The organism is Rathayibacter sp. AY1B7 (assembly GCF_002932735.1).
Taxonomy (GTDB): domain Bacteria; phylum Actinomycetota; class Actinomycetes; order Actinomycetales; family Microbacteriaceae; genus Rathayibacter.
The window spans coordinates 45,946-64,198 of sequence record NZ_PSWK01000016.1; the positions used below are offsets into that span (position 1 = coordinate 45,946).

The window sequence follows — 18,253 nt, forward strand, 5'->3', positions numbered from 1 at the left end:
GCCCGGCATCCTTCAGCGGCCCCCGCCCGCGCCGTCGGGCGGACACGGTCCAGGACCGCACGCCGCGACCCCGATCGCGGACGTCCGGGCTGGATCGCGACGACGATCCTGCTGATCGGCGCCGTCTACTGCCTCTTCCCCGTGCTGTGGGTGGTGACGGCGTCCACGAAGAGCGGCGGCGAGCTCTTCTCCACCTTCACGCTCGCGCCCGGCTCGCATCTGATCGACAACGTGGTCGCTCTCGCGCAGTACCGGGGAGGTCTGTTCTGGCGCTGGATGCTGAACACCGCGCTCTACGCGGGCGTCGGTGCAGTGGCCTCTACCTGGGTATCGGCACTGTCGGGATACGTGCTCGCGAAGTTCGACTTCCCAGGCAGGAAGGGCGTCTTCGCCGTCCTGCTGATGGGCGTCCTCGTCCCCGGCGTGATCCTCGCGATCCCTCAGTACTTCCTGCTAGCCGAGGTGGGGCTGACCAACTCGTTCTGGGGAGTGCTGCTGCCGCAGATCATCAGCCCCTACGGCATCTACCTCGCGCGGATCTACGCCGCGGCCGCCGTGCCGACGGAGGTCATCGAGGCCGCCCGGACCGACGGCGCCCGGGAGATGGGGATCTTCACCCGGATCGCCGTTCCGATGCTCCTGCCGGGGCTGGTGACGATCTTCCTCTTCCAGTTCGTCGCGATCTGGAACAACTTCATGCTGCCGTACATCATGCTCGGCGACGACTCGCTCTTCCCGCTCACGGTCGGCCTGAACGGGCTGCTCAACCAGGGCGCCTCCGCGCCGGCGCTCTACACGCTGGTCATCACCGGGGCACTCCTCTCGATCCTGCCGCTGATCGCGATGTTCCTCGTCCTGCAGCGGTTCTGGCGGGTCGACCTGGCGGCCGGGGCGGTGAAGTGACGCGGATGCCTTCGCGCGGAAGAGGCGGGACGCCCTCACGCCCCACGATTCAGGACGTCGCTGTCGAGGCCGGTGTCTCGCGCGGGACGGTCTCGCGCGTGCTGAACGGCGGAAGATGGGTCAGCCCCGAAGCGCACGCGCGAGTGGAGGCGGCGATCACGAGGACCGGCTACCGCGCCAATCCCCACGCCCGGAGCCTGTCCCGCAGCCGCACCGACACGGTGGCCTTCCTCCTCACGGAGGACGCGCGCTCGCTCTTCGAGGATCCGAACTTCGCCACTCTGCTCCGAGGCGCCTCAGCCGCACTCGCGGAGCACGACGTCGCCCTCGTCCTCATCCTCGCGGGGACGGAGCACGAGCAGAGGCGAGCCCTCGCCTACATCGACGCGGGCCACGTCGACGGGGTCCTGCTCATCTCCGCCCACGTCGGCGCACGGCTGCTCACGGACATCCAGAGATCCTCAGTGCCGGCCATCGCCTGCGGCGTGCCGGTCGGCTACGAGAAGCGCATGGGCTACGTCGCCGCCGACGACGAGGAGGGAGCGCGGGAGATGGTCGCTCATCTGCGGAGCCTCGGACGCTCGCGCATCGCCACGATCGCCGGACCGCCCGACACTACGGGAGGGATCGCGCGGCTCGCGGGCTACCGCGCGGAGGTGGGCGGTGCGGAGGCGGTGGAGTTCGGCGACTACGGACGGGCCGGTGGGGCCACTGCGATGGAGGCGCTTCTCGCCGCGCATCCCGACATCGACGCCGTCTTCGCCGCCAACGACCGCATGGCAGCAGGCGCTATCGACGCACTCGCCCGGCTCGGCAAGCGTGTGCCGGAGGACGTCGCCGTCGGCGGATTCGACGATTCGGCCGTCGCCCTCACGACGGACCCGCCGCTGACGACCATGCGGCAGCCCTTCGAGCGGATCAGCGCGGAGATGGTCCGCCTCCTCCTGCAGGCGATCGAGGGGGAGCGCCCGGCTGCCATCACCCTGCCTACGGACCTGGTGAGGCGCGGGTCGACCCAGCCCGGCGTGAGCCCCTGACGACGGCGGTGCCGGTCTGGGCCTCGCGATCACCCGGGCGATCCTCGCCCGGGCAGGCGGGACCGTCACCGTCTCGACGTCGTTCACCCGGCCCGCCGGGGGCCGGTCTTCACGGCGACCCTCTCGGTACCGGCCTGACGGCGACTGCCCGGCAGCGGTCATCATGGGAGGCGTGCGCCGGTGGTCGGGTCCGACACCGCAGCACGGGCAGGAGGGAGCGGGAGTGGTCCGGACCCTCGTCCTCACCGCCGTCGCGGCAGCCCTCCTCGCCGCCGCCTGGCACGCGATCGGACCCTCGCGCCCGGTCTTCGCCGCGGTCGCGCAGATGGTCCTCACCGGCTGGGCGGCACTGACCTTCGGTGCGCGCACCCGTCCGCTCGAGCAGTCCTGGTTCGACGTGGGCCGCCGCGAGCCGACGGTGCTGCGGGCGCTCGGGGTCGGCGTCTTCGGTCGGCTGCTCGACGTCGTCGGGTGGAACCGCCTCGTCACCCGCGAGCGCGGCTTCGACGGCACGCGCGCGGGGCTGGCCGCTCTCGATCAGCACACCCGCCGCTCCGAGGCGGTGCACGTCGCGTGCACGGCCGTCGGAGTCGCGCTCGCCCTCGCCGCGACAGTCACGGGTGCGACGGGCGGCGCGGCCTGGCTGCTCGGGTCGACGATCGCCGTTCAGCTCTACCCCGCGCTGCTGCAGCGGCTGGTGCGGGCGCGCATCCAGCGGGCGGGGCGGGCTGGAGGAGGCGCGTCCTCCGTCGCAGGGGCATGAGCGCTGATCCGTCGGGGACTCAGTCGTCGCTGTCGCCGCTGGGCGCGGGTGCCTGGTCGGTGCCGGTGGTGGAGTCGGACCAGACGGCCTGCGCCCCGGAGTCGCCGATGCGGACGACGTCGATGGTGGCTCCGACGGAGACGGCGATCGCTGCGACGGCAAGCACGATCCCGACGACAGGGCGGCGGGTGGTGGCGTGGTCATCGCTCCGTCGCGTGCGGCGGAACCAGAGCCACTGCACCAGGGCGATGACGAACAAGCCGGCGGCCCAGGGGAGCAGGTGATCGCCGAGCTCCGTGTGCAGCTCGAGGATCGCGGACGGCTCCGTCCGGCGTTCGAGGGCTTCGCCGGCCTGCGTGGTGAGCGGGACGGCGATCAGCGCGGCCAGGGCGATGATCGGGGTGAAGATCCCGAACCTGCGGCGGGCGGCGGGCCAGACGCTGCCGAGGACGAGCATCAGTGCGGCGAGGGGGAGCAGGACCACGACGGCGTGCACGAGGAGCGGGTGGAGAGGGAGGCCGTTGATCTGCCAGTCGTTCATCGGGGGCGCCTTCGGTCGAGGGGTGCTGTCCTCGTGACGCTACGCGCCTGTCCCGCGCGCTCCGCCGGATCGACGCGTTCGTGTGAGCCCTCGAACGATCGCTCGCCCGTCCTCGGAGCCCACTCCCCGCTTCACCGCCGAGCTGCGAGGCGCCGACCGGGCGGAGTCAGTGCGTGCGCTCGCTCGCCGGAGCGATCAGTCGTCGGAGCCGGTGGCCTCCTGCGATCGGTCGTCGAGGGCCCGGCTGTCACCGCTCGGGCAGCACCATCGTCACCGCGACTCCGCCGGAGCTGCGGTTCTCGAGGGCGACCGAGCCGTCCGCGATGTCGACGAGCGCCGCCACGAGGGCGAGCCCGAGCCCGCTGCCGCCGTCGCGGCTGGTGCGCGCCTCGTCGGGCCGGGAGAAGCGCTCGAAGGCGTGCGGCACGAACTCCTCCGGCACGCCGTGCCCGGTGTCCTCGACGTGCAGCTCGAGGCCGGAGTCGTGCTGGCGCAGACGGAGGGTGATGAGTCCTCCCGGCGGCGTCGCAGCGATCGCGTTCGCGCCGAGATTGTCGAGGATCCGCGAGAACGCGCTCGCCGAGAGCGGGTAGGGCGCATCGGCCCGCTCGATCGCGGTGTCGAGCTCGATCTCGGGGCCGGCGCCTCCGGCGATCGTCCTCAGCCGGTCGACGGAGTCCATCAGCTCGGTCTCCAGCTCGCGCGCCGTCGCGCGCGCCGCGACCGGCGGGGCGGCGTCCAGGCGGGAGAGCTCCAGGAGGTTCGTCGCCAGCCGGGACAGGCGAGCGAGGGACCCCTCGGCGGCGCGGATCTCCGTCTCGAGGGCGTCCGCGTCGCCGAAGTGCCGGTGCGCGAGTTCGAGCTGGGTGATGACGACGGCCAGTGGCGTGCGGATCTCGTGGCTGGCCGCGGACACCATCTGCCGTTCCCGATCCGCCGTGTCCCGCGTCCGGGCGAGGAAGGCGTTCAGCGTCTCCGCTAGGTCCGACAGCTCATCAGTCGCCGAGCCGACGGGGAGCTCGCCTCCGTCACGATCGCCGAGCGAGGCGGCGGTGCGGCGCATCCGCTCGACCGGACGCAGGGCGACGCCGGTGAGCAGCCATGCGGCGAGAGCGGACAGGATCACGAGGGCTGCGGCGCTGACGAGCAGCGTCCGGTCGAGGGCCGCGACGGTGAGGTCGCTGCCGGCGCCGCTGCGCGCCGCCCAGAGCTCCCACGTGCCCGCGCCGGTGTCGAGGGTCCGCGAGACGACGGTGAACCGCACGTCCTCGTCGGTGACGACCGTCGAGGCGCCGTCGTTGCCGCTGCTGCGGTCCAGGACCTCGTGGACGTCGTGCGGCATCGTGTCGACGGGGACCGCACCGCCGGGAGCGCGCGCGAAGATCAGGATCCCCTCGGCCGGCGGGTCAGGGGTCTCGGTCGGCTCCGAACGCAGATCGGCGAGGTACGGGGCGAGGTCGCCCTCGGCGAGGGTCACCTCGGAGGCGACCACGATGCTGCGGAACTGCGCGTGCAGTACGAGGGTGGTCGCACCGACCCCGATCAGCGCGACGAGGAGGCTGCCGAGAGTGATCCGGGAGCGGATCGAGAGGGAGCGCAGCAGCCTCACTCGGCGCGCTCCAGCCGGTACCCCGCGCCGCGGACCGTCGTGATCCGAAGGCCCGTATCGGCGAGCGCGAGCTTCTTGCGGAGGTAGCTGACGTACTGGTCCACGAGAGTCGGCTCGAACGTCTCCGACGACCCCCACACCTCGGTGAGGATCCCCGTCCGGGTCAGCACCTCGTCCGGCCGCAGGGCGAAGAAGCGCAGCAGGGTGAACTCCTTCACGCTCAGCGCGAAAGGGCGGTCGCGGACGGTCGCCCGCACCGCCAAGGCGTCCAGGCGCAGCGCTCCGATCTGCACCACAGGCTGTGGGCCGCTGGTCCGGCGGCGGATCTGCGCGCGGATCCGCGCGCTCAATTCGCCGAAGTGGAACGGCTTCGTGACGTAGTCGTCGGCGCCCGAGTCCAGCCCGAAGATCCGGTCCTCGACGGCGTCCCGCGCCGTGATCAGCACCACCGGGACGGTGCTGCCCGATTCGCGCAGCCGACGGCAGACCTCGAACCCGGTCATCCCCGGCAGCATGACGTCGACGACGGCGACGTCGACGTCTCCCGCCGTGAAGGCGATCAGCGCATCGACACCGTTGTCGACCAGATGCACGTCGTAGCCGTCCTCCTGCAGCCCCCGCTCGACGAGGGCACCCATCTGCGGGTCGTCCTCGACGACGAGGATCCGGGGCATCAGATCGCGCCGGACGTGCCGAGCAGCGACCCGATCAGGAACGTGGCAGCGAGCGCCAGAGCGCCGCCGACGACGATGCGGATCATCGGCCGCAGAGCCCGGCTGCCGCCGACCCGGGCGCTGATGAACCCCGTCGCGACGAGGGCGATCAGCACCACAGCGAAGGTCACCGGAACCCTCTGTTCCGGCGAAGGGAGCAGGATCGCCAGCAGCGGCAGCGCGGCGCCGAGGAGGAACGACAGTGCCGAGGCGCCGGCGGCGGCGAGCGGACTGGCGACCGCCTCCTCGCTCAGGCCCAGTTCCACTTCCAGATGCGCGGTCAGAGCGTCGTTCTCGCTCAGCTCGCGGGCGACCCGATGCGCGGTCTCCGGGGTCAGGCCCCGCGCCTGGTAGAGAGAGGCGAGCTCCTCGAGCTCCCCGGCGGGATCCTCTGCCAGCTCGACGCGCTCCTTCTCGATCAGTGCACGCTGACTGTCGCTCTGGCTGCTCACCGACACGTACTCGCCCAGCGCCATCGAGATCGCACCGCCGACGACCCCTGCGACGCCCGCCGTCAGGATCGGTGCCGTGGCGGTCGTGGCGCCGGCGACGCCCACGACGAGAGCGGCGACCGAGACGATTCCGTCGTTCGCGCCGAGCACGCCCGCCCGCAACCAGTTCAGCCGCCCCGAGATCGCACCGTCGTGAGGTTCCGCGCGGGGCGAGGAGGGCGGAGGCGCGGACGGGGTCGACATGAGGGCCATGCAAGCACCAGCCCCGCTGACGCGCCAGCAAGGAGAGGCTGCCCGATCCTTCCGACGCCGCCCGGCTGAGAGGAGACGCAGGGGAGGGGCAGAGGTCGGCGCAGGCCGCACGCTACGGTGCGACGACCTCCCCGGACCCGAAGGAATCACCATGCCGCTCATCCGCATCGACCTGATCGAGGGCCGCTCCGACCAGCAGATCACCGCACTCGGCGACGCGCTGATGCGCACCCTCGTCGAGGTCTACGGCCTCCCGGAGCGCGACCGCTTCCAGATCGTCACCGAGCACAAGCCCGGCCGGCTCACCGCCCTCGACGTCGGTCTCGGCATCGAGAGGTCCGAGCAGGTCGTGGTCATCCAGATCTTCACTCAGACCGGGCGCACCACGGACGAGAAGCAGACGTTCTTCGCCGCACTCGCCGCCGCGCTGGAGGAGATCGGCGTCGACGGCGCCGACCTCGTCGTCGGCTTCGTCGAGAACACCGCGGCGGACTGGTCCTTCGGCTTCGGTCGAGCGCAGTACCTCACGGGCGAGCTCGCAGCGCCCGGCAGCGCGTCATGACGCCGTCCCGGCGGGGAACGGCTCTCTGAAACGCGTCGCGACCCACTCCGGTCGTCGGGCCGCCACTCGGGCAGGGCCCAGCGGGCGCGGCCGACGGAACGCGACCGATCAGCCGGCGGGCCTGCTGAACAGATTGACGACGTTCCCGTCCGGGTCGCGGACGAGGGCGGAGCGGTTGCCCCACGGCATGGTGCTCGGCGGGAGCACCACGTCCTCGCTCCGGGGTGCGAGCTCGGCGAAGGCGCGGTCGACGTCGGGCACCTCGAACTCGAGAAGGACGGAGCGGTTCGACGCGGGGACGACGGCGCCGTCGAGCATCGCGACCGTCGAGGTGCGGGCGATCGCGAGGGTCGCACCCGCTCCCGTGAACTGCGCGAAGACCGGCGCCGGGCGCTCGGCCGGTCGGCCGACGACCTGCTCGTAGAAGGCGACGAGGCCGTCGAGGTCGTCGGTGACGATGCGGAGGGAGGTGAACGACATGGGGCTCCTTCAGGGCCGGGATGAGGTGATGGCACCAGGCTCGCCGGTCGTCGCGACACCGTCCTGTCGGTGTTTCCGAAGATCGTCCGCGACTCCGCGAGGTCCGCGGCGGCCGTCCCCGGAGCGGGTCAGTCGTCGACGACGGACCGCAGCCGTCCGTACTGGAGCGCGAGGTCCTCGGCTCGCAGGGTGCGCTGCGGAGGCCGCTCGTCGGTCACCTCGACCGACAGCATCCGGTCGCCGCGGAACGCCCGGACCCCCTCCCGCAGCCGGCACCACGCGATCAGGTACCAGTGCTCCTCCTTCCCGATCGAGCCGAGCGGTTCGACGTCGCGGACCGACTCCGCGCCGCTGCTGTCGCGGTAGCGCAGCCGGACGACACGATCCGCTCGGAGGGCCGTCGCGAACTCCGCCGGGACGACCGCCTCCTCCTCGCTCTCGAGGAAGTGCACCCGGGATGCGACCGCGCCGGCGCGGGCGGCCACGTCGTCCGGCAGGACCGCGAGCGTCTTCCGGGCGGCGGTCCGGGCCGCCTGCCGGAACGGACTGCGCTGCAGCGCGCTGAGGCCGATCAGCACCGCGACGGCCTCCTCCACCGTGAACCCGGCCGGACCGAGGGTCGCGGACGCGTCGATGACGTAGCCGCCCGTGCGGCCGGGCTCCGCCCAGATCGGCAGACCCGCCTGCTGCAGCGCGGACAGGTCCCGCTCGATGGTCCGCACCGACACCTCGAACCGCTCGGCGAGACGGCGCGCGCTCCGCGGCCGGGGCGAGACCGCCCGCAACTCCTCGACGAGCCCGTACAGACGATCGGTGCGGTTCACCCGACCATCATCCGCCCGGGCCTTCGGGGTGGCGTCCGTCGCCGGACTCACTGCGGAGAGATCTCCGCGGCAGCGGCCGCCGCGGGGCGCCTGCGGGAGGAGCCGTCCTGACGGTGGGCCGCCCCTGGGAGTCGCCCGTCTACTCCGCGAGCGCGCGCAGGTGCACCGCCGCCCAGGAGCGGAACGGCGTCCACGTCTCGGAGATCTCGTCGATCGACCGGTCGTCGCCGTAGCGCTTCGCGACTTCGTCGCTCAGCCTGCCCTCGTTGCGCGGCAGGACGTCGGGGAAGTTCGCGCCGCGGATCACGACGAGCTCGGCCGAGAACGGCCCCATCCCCAGGATGCTCTGCACCTGGACGAAGGCCTCGGCCGGCTGGAGCGAGCGCAGGTGGGAGCCGGAGAGCTGTCCGTCGAGGGCGGCCTCGGCGATCGCCTGCAGGTACTCCGCCTTGCGGTCGGGCAGGTCGAGGGACGCCGCACGCAGGACGGCCGGGGACGGGAAGGCTCCGTCATCACCGAGCTGCTGCGCGAGACGCGTCCTGACCGCCGCCGCCTGCCGGATCTGCAGCCGACGCGACAGGACCGTCCAGACCGCCGCCTCGTAGGGCGAGAAGAAGCCGCACGGCCGGAACCCGGGGAGCCGAGCCTGCACGTCCGCGATGACCTCGTCGCGCGCCGCGACGTCGGGCCAGCTGCGCCCGTCGATGTCGATGGACAGCAGCCGACGGACCTGCTCGGTCGCGGCGTCCAGGTCGCCCGGGCCCTCGACCACGATGCGGGCGGACGGCCCGTCCTGGGTGACCACGACGTCCACTCGCTGCCAGTCGGCATCGCAGAGGAGGGCGGAGCGGATGCCCGCGGCCTGCGGCTGCGACGCGAGCCGGTTCGGGGTGAAGCCCTCCCAGAACCGCTGGGTGGTGGCCAACGACCAGGGCCCGAGGATCTCGTGAACGGTCTCGAGTCGAGTCACGGTCGGGCCTCGGGGCTCTGAGCGGCGGCAGGACCGTCGGTCCCGGAGGGGGTGGACGAGCCGTCGGGCGGTTCATCGGCGGGTGCCGCATCGGTCGACCGTACTCCGAAGAGGAAGGCCTCGCCGTCGGAGTAATGGCTGTTCACGCTCAAGTGCTCGGCGAAGCGCTCGTCCCCGAACGCCGCTGTCAGGTCGTCGGCCGAGCGCCACTGCACGTACTCGATGATCCGATCGCTCCGGAGGTCGCGGAAGAAGCTCGTCGAGACGAAGCCCTCGAGCGTTCTGATGTGACCGCGCGTCTCGCTCTCGTTGTACTCGGCCATCCATGCCTGCTTGCCCGCGACGGGCGCCAGTCGGATGATCTCGTGGGCCGCCGTCGGGGCAGCGCGCACCGGATCGACGGGAGTCGCGTCGTCCGGGCTCGCCGTCGCCGAGGTGGTGAACCGGTAGATCCCCTCGTCCACGACCCACGTCGATTCAGCGCGGCTCAGTTCCGCCGCGAAATCCTCGGCGTCGCGGCGGCTGCGCCAGAAGAGCAGCCCTAAGAGGAGCTCGGTGCCGGGGGAGGAGGGCGGGCCGAGCACGCGGCCCTGCGCCAGCCGGATCGCTCCGCCGTACCCCGTCCTCGGACGTGCGAGCGCTGCCGGCGAGGTGGCCGGATCGGACCGTTCCGACCCCGCGCCGCTCGGGTGCGCTTCTGCGCTGACCACGACGACGAAGGGGGACGCGTCACCGTCGACGGTGGTACTTCGTGGGGACACTGACATGGGAGGACCTCCGGGCTTCGAGGACGCCGGAGGTTTTCAGCCCCGGATCGACACCGCCGGTGAGACGGGTCGACCACTCCGATGAGAATCGGTCAGGCGATGACGGTACACCACTTCCCTCCCGCCGCCCCGATCCCGGACGCCCGATTCGCATCCCTCGGGTGAAGCGGTCGGTCCCGCTCGGCGGTGACGGGGACAGCCGCCCGACCGGCGACCGCGGCTCAGTACTGCGCCGGCTCGTGCACGTCGACCGAGCCGTAGAGGGGGGCGCGTCGGGCGTACCGCACGGCGTCGTCCCGGGTCGGGCAGTCGAGCAGGTAGTAGCCGACGAGGGCGGACCGCTCCTCCGCTCGGGACGGGGCCGGAGTGCCGCCTTCTCTTCGCGCCGCGGTCAGATCCGTCTCGACGGAGACGTCCCCGGAGGCGTCGGCGAAGCGTCCGGAGTCGACGAGGACGCCGTCCGCCTTCAGCGACGCGTCGTAGTCCGCCCAGGCCGCGTAGTCCTCGGGGGTATCGCCCCCGGCGTAGCTGCCGTCGGACCGCATCACGAGCATGACCTTCATCGCGCCTCCTGGTTCATCCGACCACCGTTCCCTCGGCGGCCGCCTCCGCGGTCGGATCGCCCCCGGGAACCGGCGCGCCGAGTCTCCGACCATTCTGGGTCGAGGCGACCGTGCGGGGAAGGGATCGCTACGGAGCGGGATCGTCTGCGTCGAGGGCCTGCTGGAGGAGCCGGAGCGCCTTCGGCCCGACTCCGTGGAGGGTTGCGAGACGGTCGAGGCCCACCCGCCTCACGTCGTCCACATCGTGCACGCCCGCGTCCTCGAGCGCACGGGTGGCCGGGGCGCCGACGGCGGGAAGCGGTCGCGGATCCATACGTCCGACACGACGAACCGGACGACCGTGCCGACAGCCGATCATTCGGCGACTTCTGGCGGCGGGTGATTCCGGCGGCTGTCGTCACGGCAGCAGCGGCGGCGAAGGCGACCATCGTGCCCTCGTGGTCGTGGTCCCGGGTGGATGGAGGGCCCCCGGGCGAGGTCGTCCGCTCAGGCCGCGGGAGTCGGACGCGGAGGCGCCGTACTGCCGCGTTCGACGATCTCAGGGCCGAGGAGGCGCACGACGTACGCCTCCTCGGTGTCGGTCGCGCCTTCGATCCGGCGGACGAGCTGACGCACCGCCATGCTCCCGAGCCGGTCGGGTGCGCTCTCCACGAAGGAGTAGGGGAGCGAGAAGGTGCGCGCGAACTCCTCCGAGAACCGGCCGAGCACGGAGACGTCCTCCGGGCTCCTCGTGCTCCGTGCTCCCAGAACGCTCGGAAGTGCCGCTGCGGCCGCTTCGTTGTTGACGAGCAGCCCCGTCGCCCGAGGGTGCGCGTCGAGCAGATCTCCGAGCGCTCGGCCGACGTCCGGCTGGGTGGAGGGCGCGAACGACGTGTGCAGTCGGATGCCGTGGGCATCGGCGGCCTGGAGAGCGGCGTCCTGCAGGCGCCAGACGTAGGCGCCGCCGCGATCGACGACGTGCTGGGGCGGGGACACGAGCACGAGCTCCCGATGCCCGAGGGCGTGGAAGTGGTCGATCATCGCGCGACCGGTCTCCTCGAAGTCGAGGTCGAAGACGTCGACGCCGGAGCAGTCCCTCGGCAGGCCGACGAGGGCGCCGGGCTGCCGGGCGTTGCGCAGGATGTCCAGCCGCGGATCGTCCACGGCGACATTGAGCAGGACGATCCCGTCGACCATGCGGGAGTCGCTGATGCGTCGCAGTGCGCTCGTGCCGTCCGCGTCGGTGACCAGCAGGATGTCGTATCCGAGCTCGCGGGCCATGTTCGAGACGCCGAGGGTGTACTGCAGCATCGCGGGGGCGAACTCGTCCTCGAGGAACTGCGCCAGCAGGCCGATGACCCGGGTCTGCGAGGTCGCCAGCGATCGCGCGCCCGCGTTGGGCGTGAACTCCAGGCGACGAGCCGCAGCGAGCACTCGCCGGCGCACCTCGGCCGAGATCGGGCGGTTGCCCGAGAACGCGTAGGACGCGGTGCTGCGGGAGACGCCCGCTTCGCGGGCGACGTCTGCGATGGTGGCCACTGTCGTTCTCCTCGGAGGCTGTCGGACGGCGAGGACCGGTCGGACTGCTGCCGGCTCTCCGCTCAGGTGCAGGAGAGCACGCGGCGGTCGCACCTCATGCTCCTGCATCCAGGGGCCGCTGCCGGTCCGGGCGGGGGACGCCTTCCCTGTGCCCACCCTGCCGTGGCATGCCCCGCACACGCTCGAGGCGCCCCGTACGGATACGGGGCGCCTCGAGGTCCGGGTCAGTTCAGGGTGAACTGGACGGTGGTGGTGTTCCCGGCGACGTCGTGGACGACCATGGTGTTGGCACCCTTGACCGCGCCGAAGACGCCCGGCTTGATGAAGTTCACGTCGGACCACGCGTTGTCGGTGAGATCCTTCACGCGACCGTTGATGACCGCCCTGTCGATCCTGCCCGCGTCGTACAGCTTGAAGCTCACCTGGTCGTAGACGCCCTTCTCACCGGTGGTGAAGGAGGGCTCGGTCTTGACCGTGGCCGTCGGCGCCGTGCTGTCCAGCGTCACCGCGAAGGTCTTCGTGGGAGCGATGTTGCCCGCGAGATCCTCCGCGTTGTACTTGACGGTGTAGTTCCCGTCGGGCAGCTGCACCGTGGCCGAGTGCGATCCGGTCCTCGCTCCACCGGCGACCGGGGACTGCGTGCTCGTGACGAGCTTGCCGTCCTTGTAGATGTTGGCCACGATGCGCTTCAGTCCGCGGTCGTCCGTCGCATCGACCTGAACGGCCAGTGCGGAGAAGGGTCCGGCCGTGGTGGGTGACACCAGCGTGACCGCCGGCTTGGTCGTGTCGGCGACGGCGACCGGCGTGAGCGTCCAGAACCGGTCGGCGGTCTGGGCGTCGGTCGCGGTGCTGGTGGTGGCCCCGTCGGTTCCGAGCACGATGGTCCCGTTCCGGTTGTTCCCCGAGGAGTCCTGGAGCGCGGCTCCGGACGCCTCGTCGAACGCGTACTGCGCGACGGTGCCCGCCGCCGCCCGGCCGCCGGCCAGAGCGGCCACGTCGGCCGCGGACAGCGCCCGGTCGTAGACGGCGAAGTCGTCGATCGCGCCGTCGTACGCCGGGTCCCCGTACTGCGACTTGCCCAGGTAGTTCCGGTTGGTGTTCCCGAGAGCCGACGGCTTCACCGTCATGTTCGGGTTCGTGGCGACGACCGTGCCGTTGAGGTACATCGTGCCCTGCGTGCCCGAGACGGTGACGACCACGTTCGACCACTGGTTGAGCGGGAAGTTCTGACCGCCGTAGGTCAGTCGCTGCTCGCCCCCGGCGCCGGTGTTCGTGATGGCGAACCGCGGTCCGGCACCCCCGGCGTTGAGGGTGAGGAACATGTTGACGTTCTGGCCCGTGCCGAAGTCGAAGACGCGGGAGTAGTTCGTCAGCGACGCCGGCTTGATCCAGGTCGAGACGGACCAGTCGCCGGTGAGTCCGCTGACGATTCCGCTGGGGAGCGACCCGTACGACGCCGTCTTGCAGAAGTCCAGTGCCGTGCCGAACCTGCCCGGCTGTCGGGCTCCGCTGACCTGGCAGTTGGAGGTCGGTGCGCCGTCGGACCACTGGATGACCGCAGCGCCCGCGTCCTTGCTCAGGTTGAGGACGCCGAGCGTCTTGCCCGTCGCGTAGTTCGCGAGGCGGACCTTCCCCTTCCCGTCGGGGATGAGCTGCCAGAGCTGCTCGTCTCCGCCGTTCACGTCGGCGATCACCGCGGCTGCTCCGTTGGACGCTGCGGCGCCGGCGATGGTCAGGGCGCGTCCGCTGGGGGTGTGGACGACGCGGTAGAGGCCCTGGCCCGCTGCCGTGATCCTCCACGCCTGTCCGGTCGCGGTCGCGGAGTCGGCCTGGACGACCGGCGTCCCGTTCGCGGTCGCGCCGCCCTGCGTGGCGAGCTGCAGACCGGAGTTCGCGTTGCCCACGGTGTAGTCGCCCGCCAGGCTGGTCGGGCTCTTCTCCGGGGTGACGATCACCTGGTAGCCGTAGGTCGGGTTCATCACGATGGGCACCGTGATCGATCCGTCGGCGGCGACCTCGTAGGTCGTGTTGGAGATGGTGACCGGGCCGTCGGTCTTCACCGTGCGGCCGTAGGAGGCGGTGAAGTCCACCTGGACGTCGACCTTCGAGCCGAGCGACAGCTCGTCGAGCCCGTTGACCTTGATCGACGTGGCTCCCGTGTTGCCGCCGGCGATGACGCGCACTTCGTCGCCCTCGTCGCTGACGGAGGCGGCGCCGTCGAGCGGGCTCTCGTTCGACGGCGGCGTGGTGGTCACCATCTGGCCGCTCATCTGGGCGTACCAGGTGTAGAGCCAGTACGCGCCGTTGGGGTCGCCGTTCCGTCCGGTGAGGAGGTCGCCCAGGGCGCCCGACTGGTTCCAGAACGGGAGCTCGGCGCGGGTGATCCCGTAGCGCTCGAGCTTCGCGATGTACCCGACCAGCGGGCCGGACAGGCCGACCTCGGCGGGTGCCGCGTACTCGGTGATGTCGATGGGCGGCTCGGGGAGGTCGAGGTCGTCGAGGATGGCCCGGACCTTCTCGACGTCGCCCTTGATCTTCGAGGAGCGGATCAGCTCGTGCCACTCGAGGACGTCCGGGAGGGTGTCGGTCGCCTTCGCGTGCTCGTAGAACGCGCGCATGTTCGTGATGTTGTCGGAGTAGGCGGGGCCCTGGATCGGCATCTCGGGGTCGAGGGTGCGGATCAGACGGTAGGTCTCGGTCCAGAGATCGAAGAAGGAGCCGTTCGACGCCTGCCAGGTGATGTCGGGCTCGTTCCAGATGGCATAGGCGACGATGTTCGTCTTGCCGGATGCCTGCGTGTCCTCGACCATCTTCTCGACGGCCGGGAGCCAGGAGGCCTTGTCGTATCGATAGGGCCAGCCGGGCAGGTAGTCCACCAGGCGGACGACGACGCCCGCACCGGCCGACTTCGCGGTGTCGGCGACCGACAGGGCGTCACCGGTCGGCTGCTGGGTGCCCCCCTCGGGCTTCTGCACGAAGGTGTGCGGCTTGATGGGAAGGATCTTGTCGAGGGACGGGACGGCGGCGCTCGCCAGTCCGTACAGGGACCCGCTGGCCATGTGAGTGACGGGACGGAAGGGCTGGTCGGCCTCCACGACGAGCGTGGCTGCGGCTCCGGGTGCCGCTTCCGCGGGAGCGCCCACGGCGAGGACGCTCCCCGCTGCGACGACCGCCGCTGAGACGACTGCTGCGAGGACACGACGCCCGCGGGTCCGACGGCGCTGTCGCCGGTCGGCATCCGTGGGAGGCGTCTCGCGTAGAGCGATGGATCTGTTCATCTGCTGTATCTCCATTGATCGAGCGATTGGTCGAACCTGTCCGCACAGTGCTGCATAGATCATCGAACCGGTTCGATGTGAATCAAAGCATTAACTGGCCGAGGCCTCAATACCTCTGAGCTCTTCGAGCCTTTCGCGCCTGATGCGATGTGATGCGTTCGTATCTTTCCGACACCTCTGCACCAGAAGTTGCGAAAGCTTATGAGGAGGACCGCGAGTGACTCGGGAAAGAGCTGTCGACGGCGTTTTGTCCTGGGCGCGCGTCCCACGGGGGAGGACCGTGCGGGAGCGGATCCCCGGCTGTGCCGCATCGTCGAAGGTCTCGACCCGGTCCGTTCACCGGGGCGGGGTCGAGGGAGAAGCCCCTCCGCCGCGACGAGCGGCAGAGCAGCGACCCTCAAGCGGTTCGGACCTCTACCGTTGCACCCGTGCCCCTCCTTCTCGCCGACCTGCTGTCGTGAGGGCGCTCGTCGCCTGGCTCGAGCACCGCCAGATCCCGCTCTACCTCGCCGCGATCGCCGCCGGCGCCGCTCTCGGACTGCTGCTGCCCGCCGCGCACCACCTCGAGGTCGCGATCGAACCGGTGCTCGCGCTGCTGCTGTTCGCCACGTTCCTCGGGGTCCCGTTCGCCGCGATCGGACGGTCTCTGCGCGACGGCCGCTTCCTCGCCGCGGTCGGGGTGCTGAACTTCGTCGTCGTGCCGCTCGTCGCCTACGGGCTGTCCCGATTCGTCGCCGACACTCCGGTGCTGCTGTTCGGGGTCCTCCTGGTGCTCCTGACGCCGTGCATCGACTACGTGATCGTGTTCGCCGGGCTCGCCGGAGGGGCGTCCCACCGGCTGCTCGCCGCCGCACCGCTGCTGATGCTCGCGCAGATCCTCCTCCTCCCCATGTATCTGCTGCTCTTCATCGGTCCTGCGGGGGTGGCGGTGGTCGACGCCGGTCCGTTCGCGCGGGCGTTCCTGCTGCTGATCGTGGTGCCGTTGTCTGCGGCCGGGCTGGTGCAGGCCCTGGCGCGCCGACACGTGTCCGGCCGGATCGTCGAGTCCACGATGCTCGGGCTCATGGTGCCGCTCATGACGGCCACGCTCTTCATCGTCGTCGCCTCCCAGTCCGGCGCCGTGGGCGCCTCGGCCGGTCGGCTTCTCGTTCTCGTCCCGCTCTACGCGGGATTCCTCGTGGTCATGACCGCTCTGGGGCTGGGTGCTGGACGCGTCTTCCGACTCGACGTGCCCGCGACGCGCGCCCTCGTGTTCAGCGGCGCGACCCGCAACTCGCTCGTCGTGCTGCCCCTCGCACTCGCGCTCCCGGCACCGCTGTCGCTCGCGCCCGTCGTCGTCGTCACGCAGACCCTCGTGGAACTCGTCGGCATGGTCGTCCTCGTCCGACTGCTCCCTCGGCTCGCCCGAGACCGAGCAGTGCGGGCCGGCCCGGTCTGACGCGGACTCACCAGCGCCCGAGACGACTCGGGCCTGCAGAAGGGTCGCCCGGGGAGTCGCCCGGGAGGTGCTCGCTGGTCAGTCCTTCTCCGGTCTGCCCGCAGTCCCCGCGTCAGCGGGCTCATCGGCCGGGGCGACAGGAGCTGCGGACTCGACCGCGGTGGGCTGGACCTCGGCTGATCTCGCATTCCTGGCGGCGAGGCGCTTCTTCTGGGACTTGCCGGTGCTGAACGGGCTCACCCACAGCCAGGAGAAGCGCCGCAGCGACTGGAAGATGAACAGCGACGCCCAGAGGGAGAACACCGTCAGGGCGACCGGGAAGACCGTCGCCGGAAGGGTTGGGACATTCGTCTCGCCGAGCAGGGGGACGAATGCGACGACGACCGCGATCACGAAGAGGTGCAGGAGATAGATCTGGAAGCTCTGCTGCCCCATGGTGACGAAGATCTTCAGTGCGCGGACCTTGACGAGGTACTGGGAGCCGGCGATGCCCGCGATGATCGCGACCGAACTGGCGATCAGGATGACGCCCGGAATGCGGTTGGCGTCGAAGGCGACGATCACCGCGATGATGCCGAGGTAGGCCACCGCGAGCGCGAGCGCCTGCCAGAGCTTCACACGAGCGGCGAAGCGGTAGAACGTGCGGGGGATGAACATCGCCACGAGGAAGAAGATGAAGTTCTGGAGCACCCGGTCCCAGCCGATGTTGTCGGTGTCCAGCAGGCCGGTGGTCGTCGCCGCGACGGCCAGCAGCCCGGCCACCGAGAGCTGGATCCATCGGGGCACCTTGCGGATCAGCCAGGCGAGGATGCTGAAGATCGCGAGAGCCCAGATGAACCAGTAGCTGCTCGACGGCAGGATGGGGAGCACCAGCACGTTGAGCGGGTCCGTCGGCGAGGTCGCCTCCGACCGTGAGAACGGGACGATGAGGTAGAAGACGACCCGGATGAACGACCACAGCAGGTAGAGGTACACCAGCGCGAGCACTCGGCGGCGCCACAGTTCGGCGAACGTCCACGTCAGCATCCGGGCGGCCGTGAGGCCCGCGATGAAGAAGAACACGGGCATGGGGAAGTAGAGGAGCACGGTGCGGAGCTTCGGGACGTACCCCGCGAGGTCGAAGAATCCGAGGAACAACGACGAGTGGTAGAGCACGACGAGGCTGATCGCGACGCCCTTGGCGAAGTCGATCCACTCCCGCGACTCGGGGCGCTTCACCACGGCGCCGGTCGCACTCGACCCGGTCATCCGCCGCTCCTCGCGTGGGCGCACACGGCGCGATCACTGTTCACCGATTGCTGCGGATCCATTGCGCCCCCAAGATGCTGAATACGAATCGGCTGCGAATGAGCCCCGATTCATTCCCCGTACGGGTTTTGAGAGTACGGGAAAGAATCCGATCGCGGACGAATCGCTGGAGCATCGAGGCGGCCGGGGGGGTCCGGACGCCTCGCAGACACCGGACGACGTCCTGTCCGTGGAGTCGCCCGCTCCACGCCGGAGGGCCTTCGGCTCGATCCGAGCGACGTCGGTCGGTCCGCGACCGCAGACGAATGAACCGTGGAGGGACGCCGTGACGACAC

At 70.8% G+C, this 18,253-nt stretch carries 18 protein-coding genes; 5 read left to right on the forward strand and 13 right to left on the reverse strand.

Annotated features, from left to right (window positions below):
* Positions 1-93 precede the first annotated feature (93 nt).
* From C5C95_RS10250 to C5C95_RS10260, 3 genes are all read left to right on the forward strand, one after another.
* Positions 94-903 carry a carbohydrate ABC transporter permease gene (locus C5C95_RS10250; RefSeq protein WP_258062243.1) on the forward strand — a complete coding sequence of 270 codons (810 nt, stop codon included), beginning with the start codon at positions 94-96 and terminating at the stop codon, positions 901-903.
* 5 nt (positions 904-908) lie between these two features.
* Positions 909-1,940: a LacI family DNA-binding transcriptional regulator gene (locus C5C95_RS10255; RefSeq protein WP_104223277.1), complete on the forward strand. Its 1,032-nt coding sequence runs from the start codon at positions 909-911 to the stop codon at positions 1,938-1,940.
* 223 nt (positions 1,941-2,163) lie between these two features.
* The gene (locus tag C5C95_RS10260; protein ID WP_104223276.1) at positions 2,164-2,703 is read left to right on the forward strand and encodes a hypothetical protein; all 540 of its coding nucleotides are present in this window, start codon (positions 2,164-2,166) and stop codon (positions 2,701-2,703) included.
* A gap of 19 nt (positions 2,704-2,722) precedes the next feature.
* Here the strand turns inward: C5C95_RS10260 and C5C95_RS10265 are convergent, their stop codons facing one another.
* The 4 genes from C5C95_RS10265 to C5C95_RS10280 all read right to left on the reverse strand — a co-directional run bounded on the left by C5C95_RS10265 (position 2,723) and on the right by C5C95_RS10280 (position 6,261).
* Positions 2,723-3,244 (reverse strand): DUF2231 domain-containing protein, encoded by a 522-nt coding sequence (locus C5C95_RS10265; RefSeq protein WP_104223275.1) that lies wholly within the window; start codon positions 3,242-3,244, stop codon positions 2,723-2,725.
* Positions 3,245-3,491: 247 nt separating this feature from the next.
* On the reverse strand, positions 3,492-4,853 hold the full coding sequence (locus C5C95_RS10270) for a cell wall metabolism sensor histidine kinase WalK (RefSeq protein WP_104223274.1): 1,362 nt from the start codon (positions 4,851-4,853) through the stop codon (positions 3,492-3,494).
* Entirely contained in the window at positions 4,850-5,527 is a 678-nt protein-coding gene (locus C5C95_RS10275) for a response regulator transcription factor (protein WP_104223273.1), read from the reverse strand. The genes C5C95_RS10270 and C5C95_RS10275 overlap by 4 nt, the downstream gene beginning before the upstream one ends.
* The gene (locus C5C95_RS10280) at positions 5,527-6,261 is read right to left on the reverse strand and encodes a VIT1/CCC1 transporter family protein (protein WP_104223272.1); all 735 of its coding nucleotides are present in this window, start codon (positions 6,259-6,261) and stop codon (positions 5,527-5,529) included. The genes C5C95_RS10275 and C5C95_RS10280 overlap by 1 nt, the downstream gene beginning before the upstream one ends.
* Before the next feature lie 160 nt (positions 6,262-6,421).
* On the opposite strand from C5C95_RS10280, the gene C5C95_RS10285 reads away from it, so the two are divergent.
* Complete coding sequence (locus C5C95_RS10285; protein WP_104223271.1) at positions 6,422-6,832, forward strand: tautomerase family protein; 411 nt, start codon at positions 6,422-6,424, stop codon at positions 6,830-6,832.
* 108 nt (positions 6,833-6,940) lie between these two features.
* Here C5C95_RS10285 and C5C95_RS10290 read toward each other — a convergent pair whose 3' ends face one another.
* From C5C95_RS10290 to C5C95_RS10330, 8 genes are all read right to left on the reverse strand, one after another.
* Complete coding sequence (locus C5C95_RS10290; protein WP_104324381.1) at positions 6,941-7,312, reverse strand: VOC family protein; 372 nt, start codon at positions 7,310-7,312, stop codon at positions 6,941-6,943.
* Positions 7,313-7,440: 128 nt separating this feature from the next.
* On the reverse strand, positions 7,441-8,136 hold the full coding sequence (locus C5C95_RS10295; RefSeq protein ID WP_104262256.1) for a YafY family protein: 696 nt from the start codon (positions 8,134-8,136) through the stop codon (positions 7,441-7,443).
* Positions 8,137-8,275: 139 nt separating this feature from the next.
* A complete protein-coding gene (locus C5C95_RS10300; protein ID WP_104324382.1) occupies positions 8,276-9,106 on the reverse strand; it encodes a DNA-3-methyladenine glycosylase in 831 nt (276 codons plus the stop codon).
* The gene (locus C5C95_RS17465) at positions 9,103-9,873 is read right to left on the reverse strand and encodes a hypothetical protein (RefSeq protein WP_181125645.1); all 771 of its coding nucleotides are present in this window, start codon (positions 9,871-9,873) and stop codon (positions 9,103-9,105) included. Before C5C95_RS17465 ends, C5C95_RS10300 begins: the two co-directional genes overlap by 4 nt.
* Before the next feature lie 221 nt (positions 9,874-10,094).
* The gene (locus tag C5C95_RS10315) at positions 10,095-10,436 is read right to left on the reverse strand and encodes a YciI family protein (protein ID WP_181125647.1); all 342 of its coding nucleotides are present in this window, start codon (positions 10,434-10,436) and stop codon (positions 10,095-10,097) included.
* Positions 10,437-10,563: 127 nt separating this feature from the next.
* The gene (locus C5C95_RS10320) at positions 10,564-10,749 is read right to left on the reverse strand and encodes a DNA-binding protein (protein WP_104223264.1); all 186 of its coding nucleotides are present in this window, start codon (positions 10,747-10,749) and stop codon (positions 10,564-10,566) included.
* Positions 10,750-10,922: 173 nt separating this feature from the next.
* Positions 10,923-11,954, reverse strand: a complete 1,032-nt coding sequence (locus C5C95_RS10325) for a LacI family DNA-binding transcriptional regulator (protein ID WP_104324385.1) — start codon at positions 11,952-11,954, stop codon at positions 10,923-10,925.
* 224 nt (positions 11,955-12,178) lie between these two features.
* The gene (locus C5C95_RS10330) at positions 12,179-15,013 is read right to left on the reverse strand and encodes a LamG-like jellyroll fold domain-containing protein (RefSeq protein WP_219814755.1); all 2,835 of its coding nucleotides are present in this window, start codon (positions 15,011-15,013) and stop codon (positions 12,179-12,181) included.
* Positions 15,014-15,689: 676 nt separating this feature from the next.
* Between C5C95_RS10330 and C5C95_RS10335 the strand changes: the two genes are divergently transcribed.
* Entirely contained in the window at positions 15,690-16,670 is a 981-nt protein-coding gene (locus C5C95_RS10335) for an arsenic resistance protein (RefSeq protein ID WP_104324387.1), read from the forward strand.
* A 78-nt stretch (positions 16,671-16,748) separates the two neighbouring features.
* On the opposite strand, the gene C5C95_RS10340 is transcribed toward C5C95_RS10335, so the two are convergent.
* Positions 16,749-17,918: an acyltransferase gene (locus C5C95_RS10340; RefSeq protein WP_104226527.1), complete on the reverse strand. Its 1,170-nt coding sequence runs from the start codon at positions 17,916-17,918 to the stop codon at positions 16,749-16,751.
* Positions 17,919-18,253 lie beyond the last annotated feature (335 nt).

Excerpts from the sequence above, each read along its gene's own strand:
- C5C95_RS10255 (WP_104223277.1), top strand. The coding sequence starts at position 909 with ATGCCTTCGCGCGGAAGAGGCGGGACGCCCTCACGCCCCACGATTCAG.
- C5C95_RS10265 (WP_104223275.1), bottom strand. The coding sequence starts at position 3,244 with ATGAACGACTGGCAGATCAACGGCCTCCCTCTCCACCCGCTCCTCGTG.
- C5C95_RS10275 (WP_104223273.1), bottom strand. The coding sequence starts at position 5,527 with ATGCCCCGGATCCTCGTCGTCGAGGACGACCCGCAGATGGGTGCCCTC.
- C5C95_RS10280 (WP_104223272.1), bottom strand. The coding sequence starts at position 6,261 with ATGTCGACCCCGTCCGCGCCTCCGCCCTCCTCGCCCCGCGCGGAACCT.
- C5C95_RS10285 (WP_104223271.1), top strand. The coding sequence starts at position 6,422 with ATGCCGCTCATCCGCATCGACCTGATCGAGGGCCGCTCCGACCAGCAG.
- C5C95_RS10290 (WP_104324381.1), bottom strand. The coding sequence starts at position 7,312 with ATGTCGTTCACCTCCCTCCGCATCGTCACCGACGACCTCGACGGCCTC.
- C5C95_RS17465 (WP_181125645.1), bottom strand. The coding sequence starts at position 9,873 with ATGTCAGTGTCCCCACGAAGTACCACCGTCGACGGTGACGCGTCCCCC.
- C5C95_RS10315 (WP_181125647.1), bottom strand. The coding sequence starts at position 10,436 with ATGAAGGTCATGCTCGTGATGCGGTCCGACGGCAGCTACGCCGGGGGC.
- C5C95_RS10320 (WP_104223264.1), bottom strand. The coding sequence starts at position 10,749 with ATGGATCCGCGACCGCTTCCCGCCGTCGGCGCCCCGGCCACCCGTGCG.
- C5C95_RS10330 (WP_219814755.1), bottom strand. The coding sequence starts at position 15,013 with ATGGCCAGCGGGTCCCTGTACGGACTGGCGAGCGCCGCCGTCCCGTCC.
- C5C95_RS10340 (WP_104226527.1), bottom strand. The coding sequence starts at position 17,918 with ATGACCGGGTCGAGTGCGACCGGCGCCGTGGTGAAGCGCCCCGAGTCG.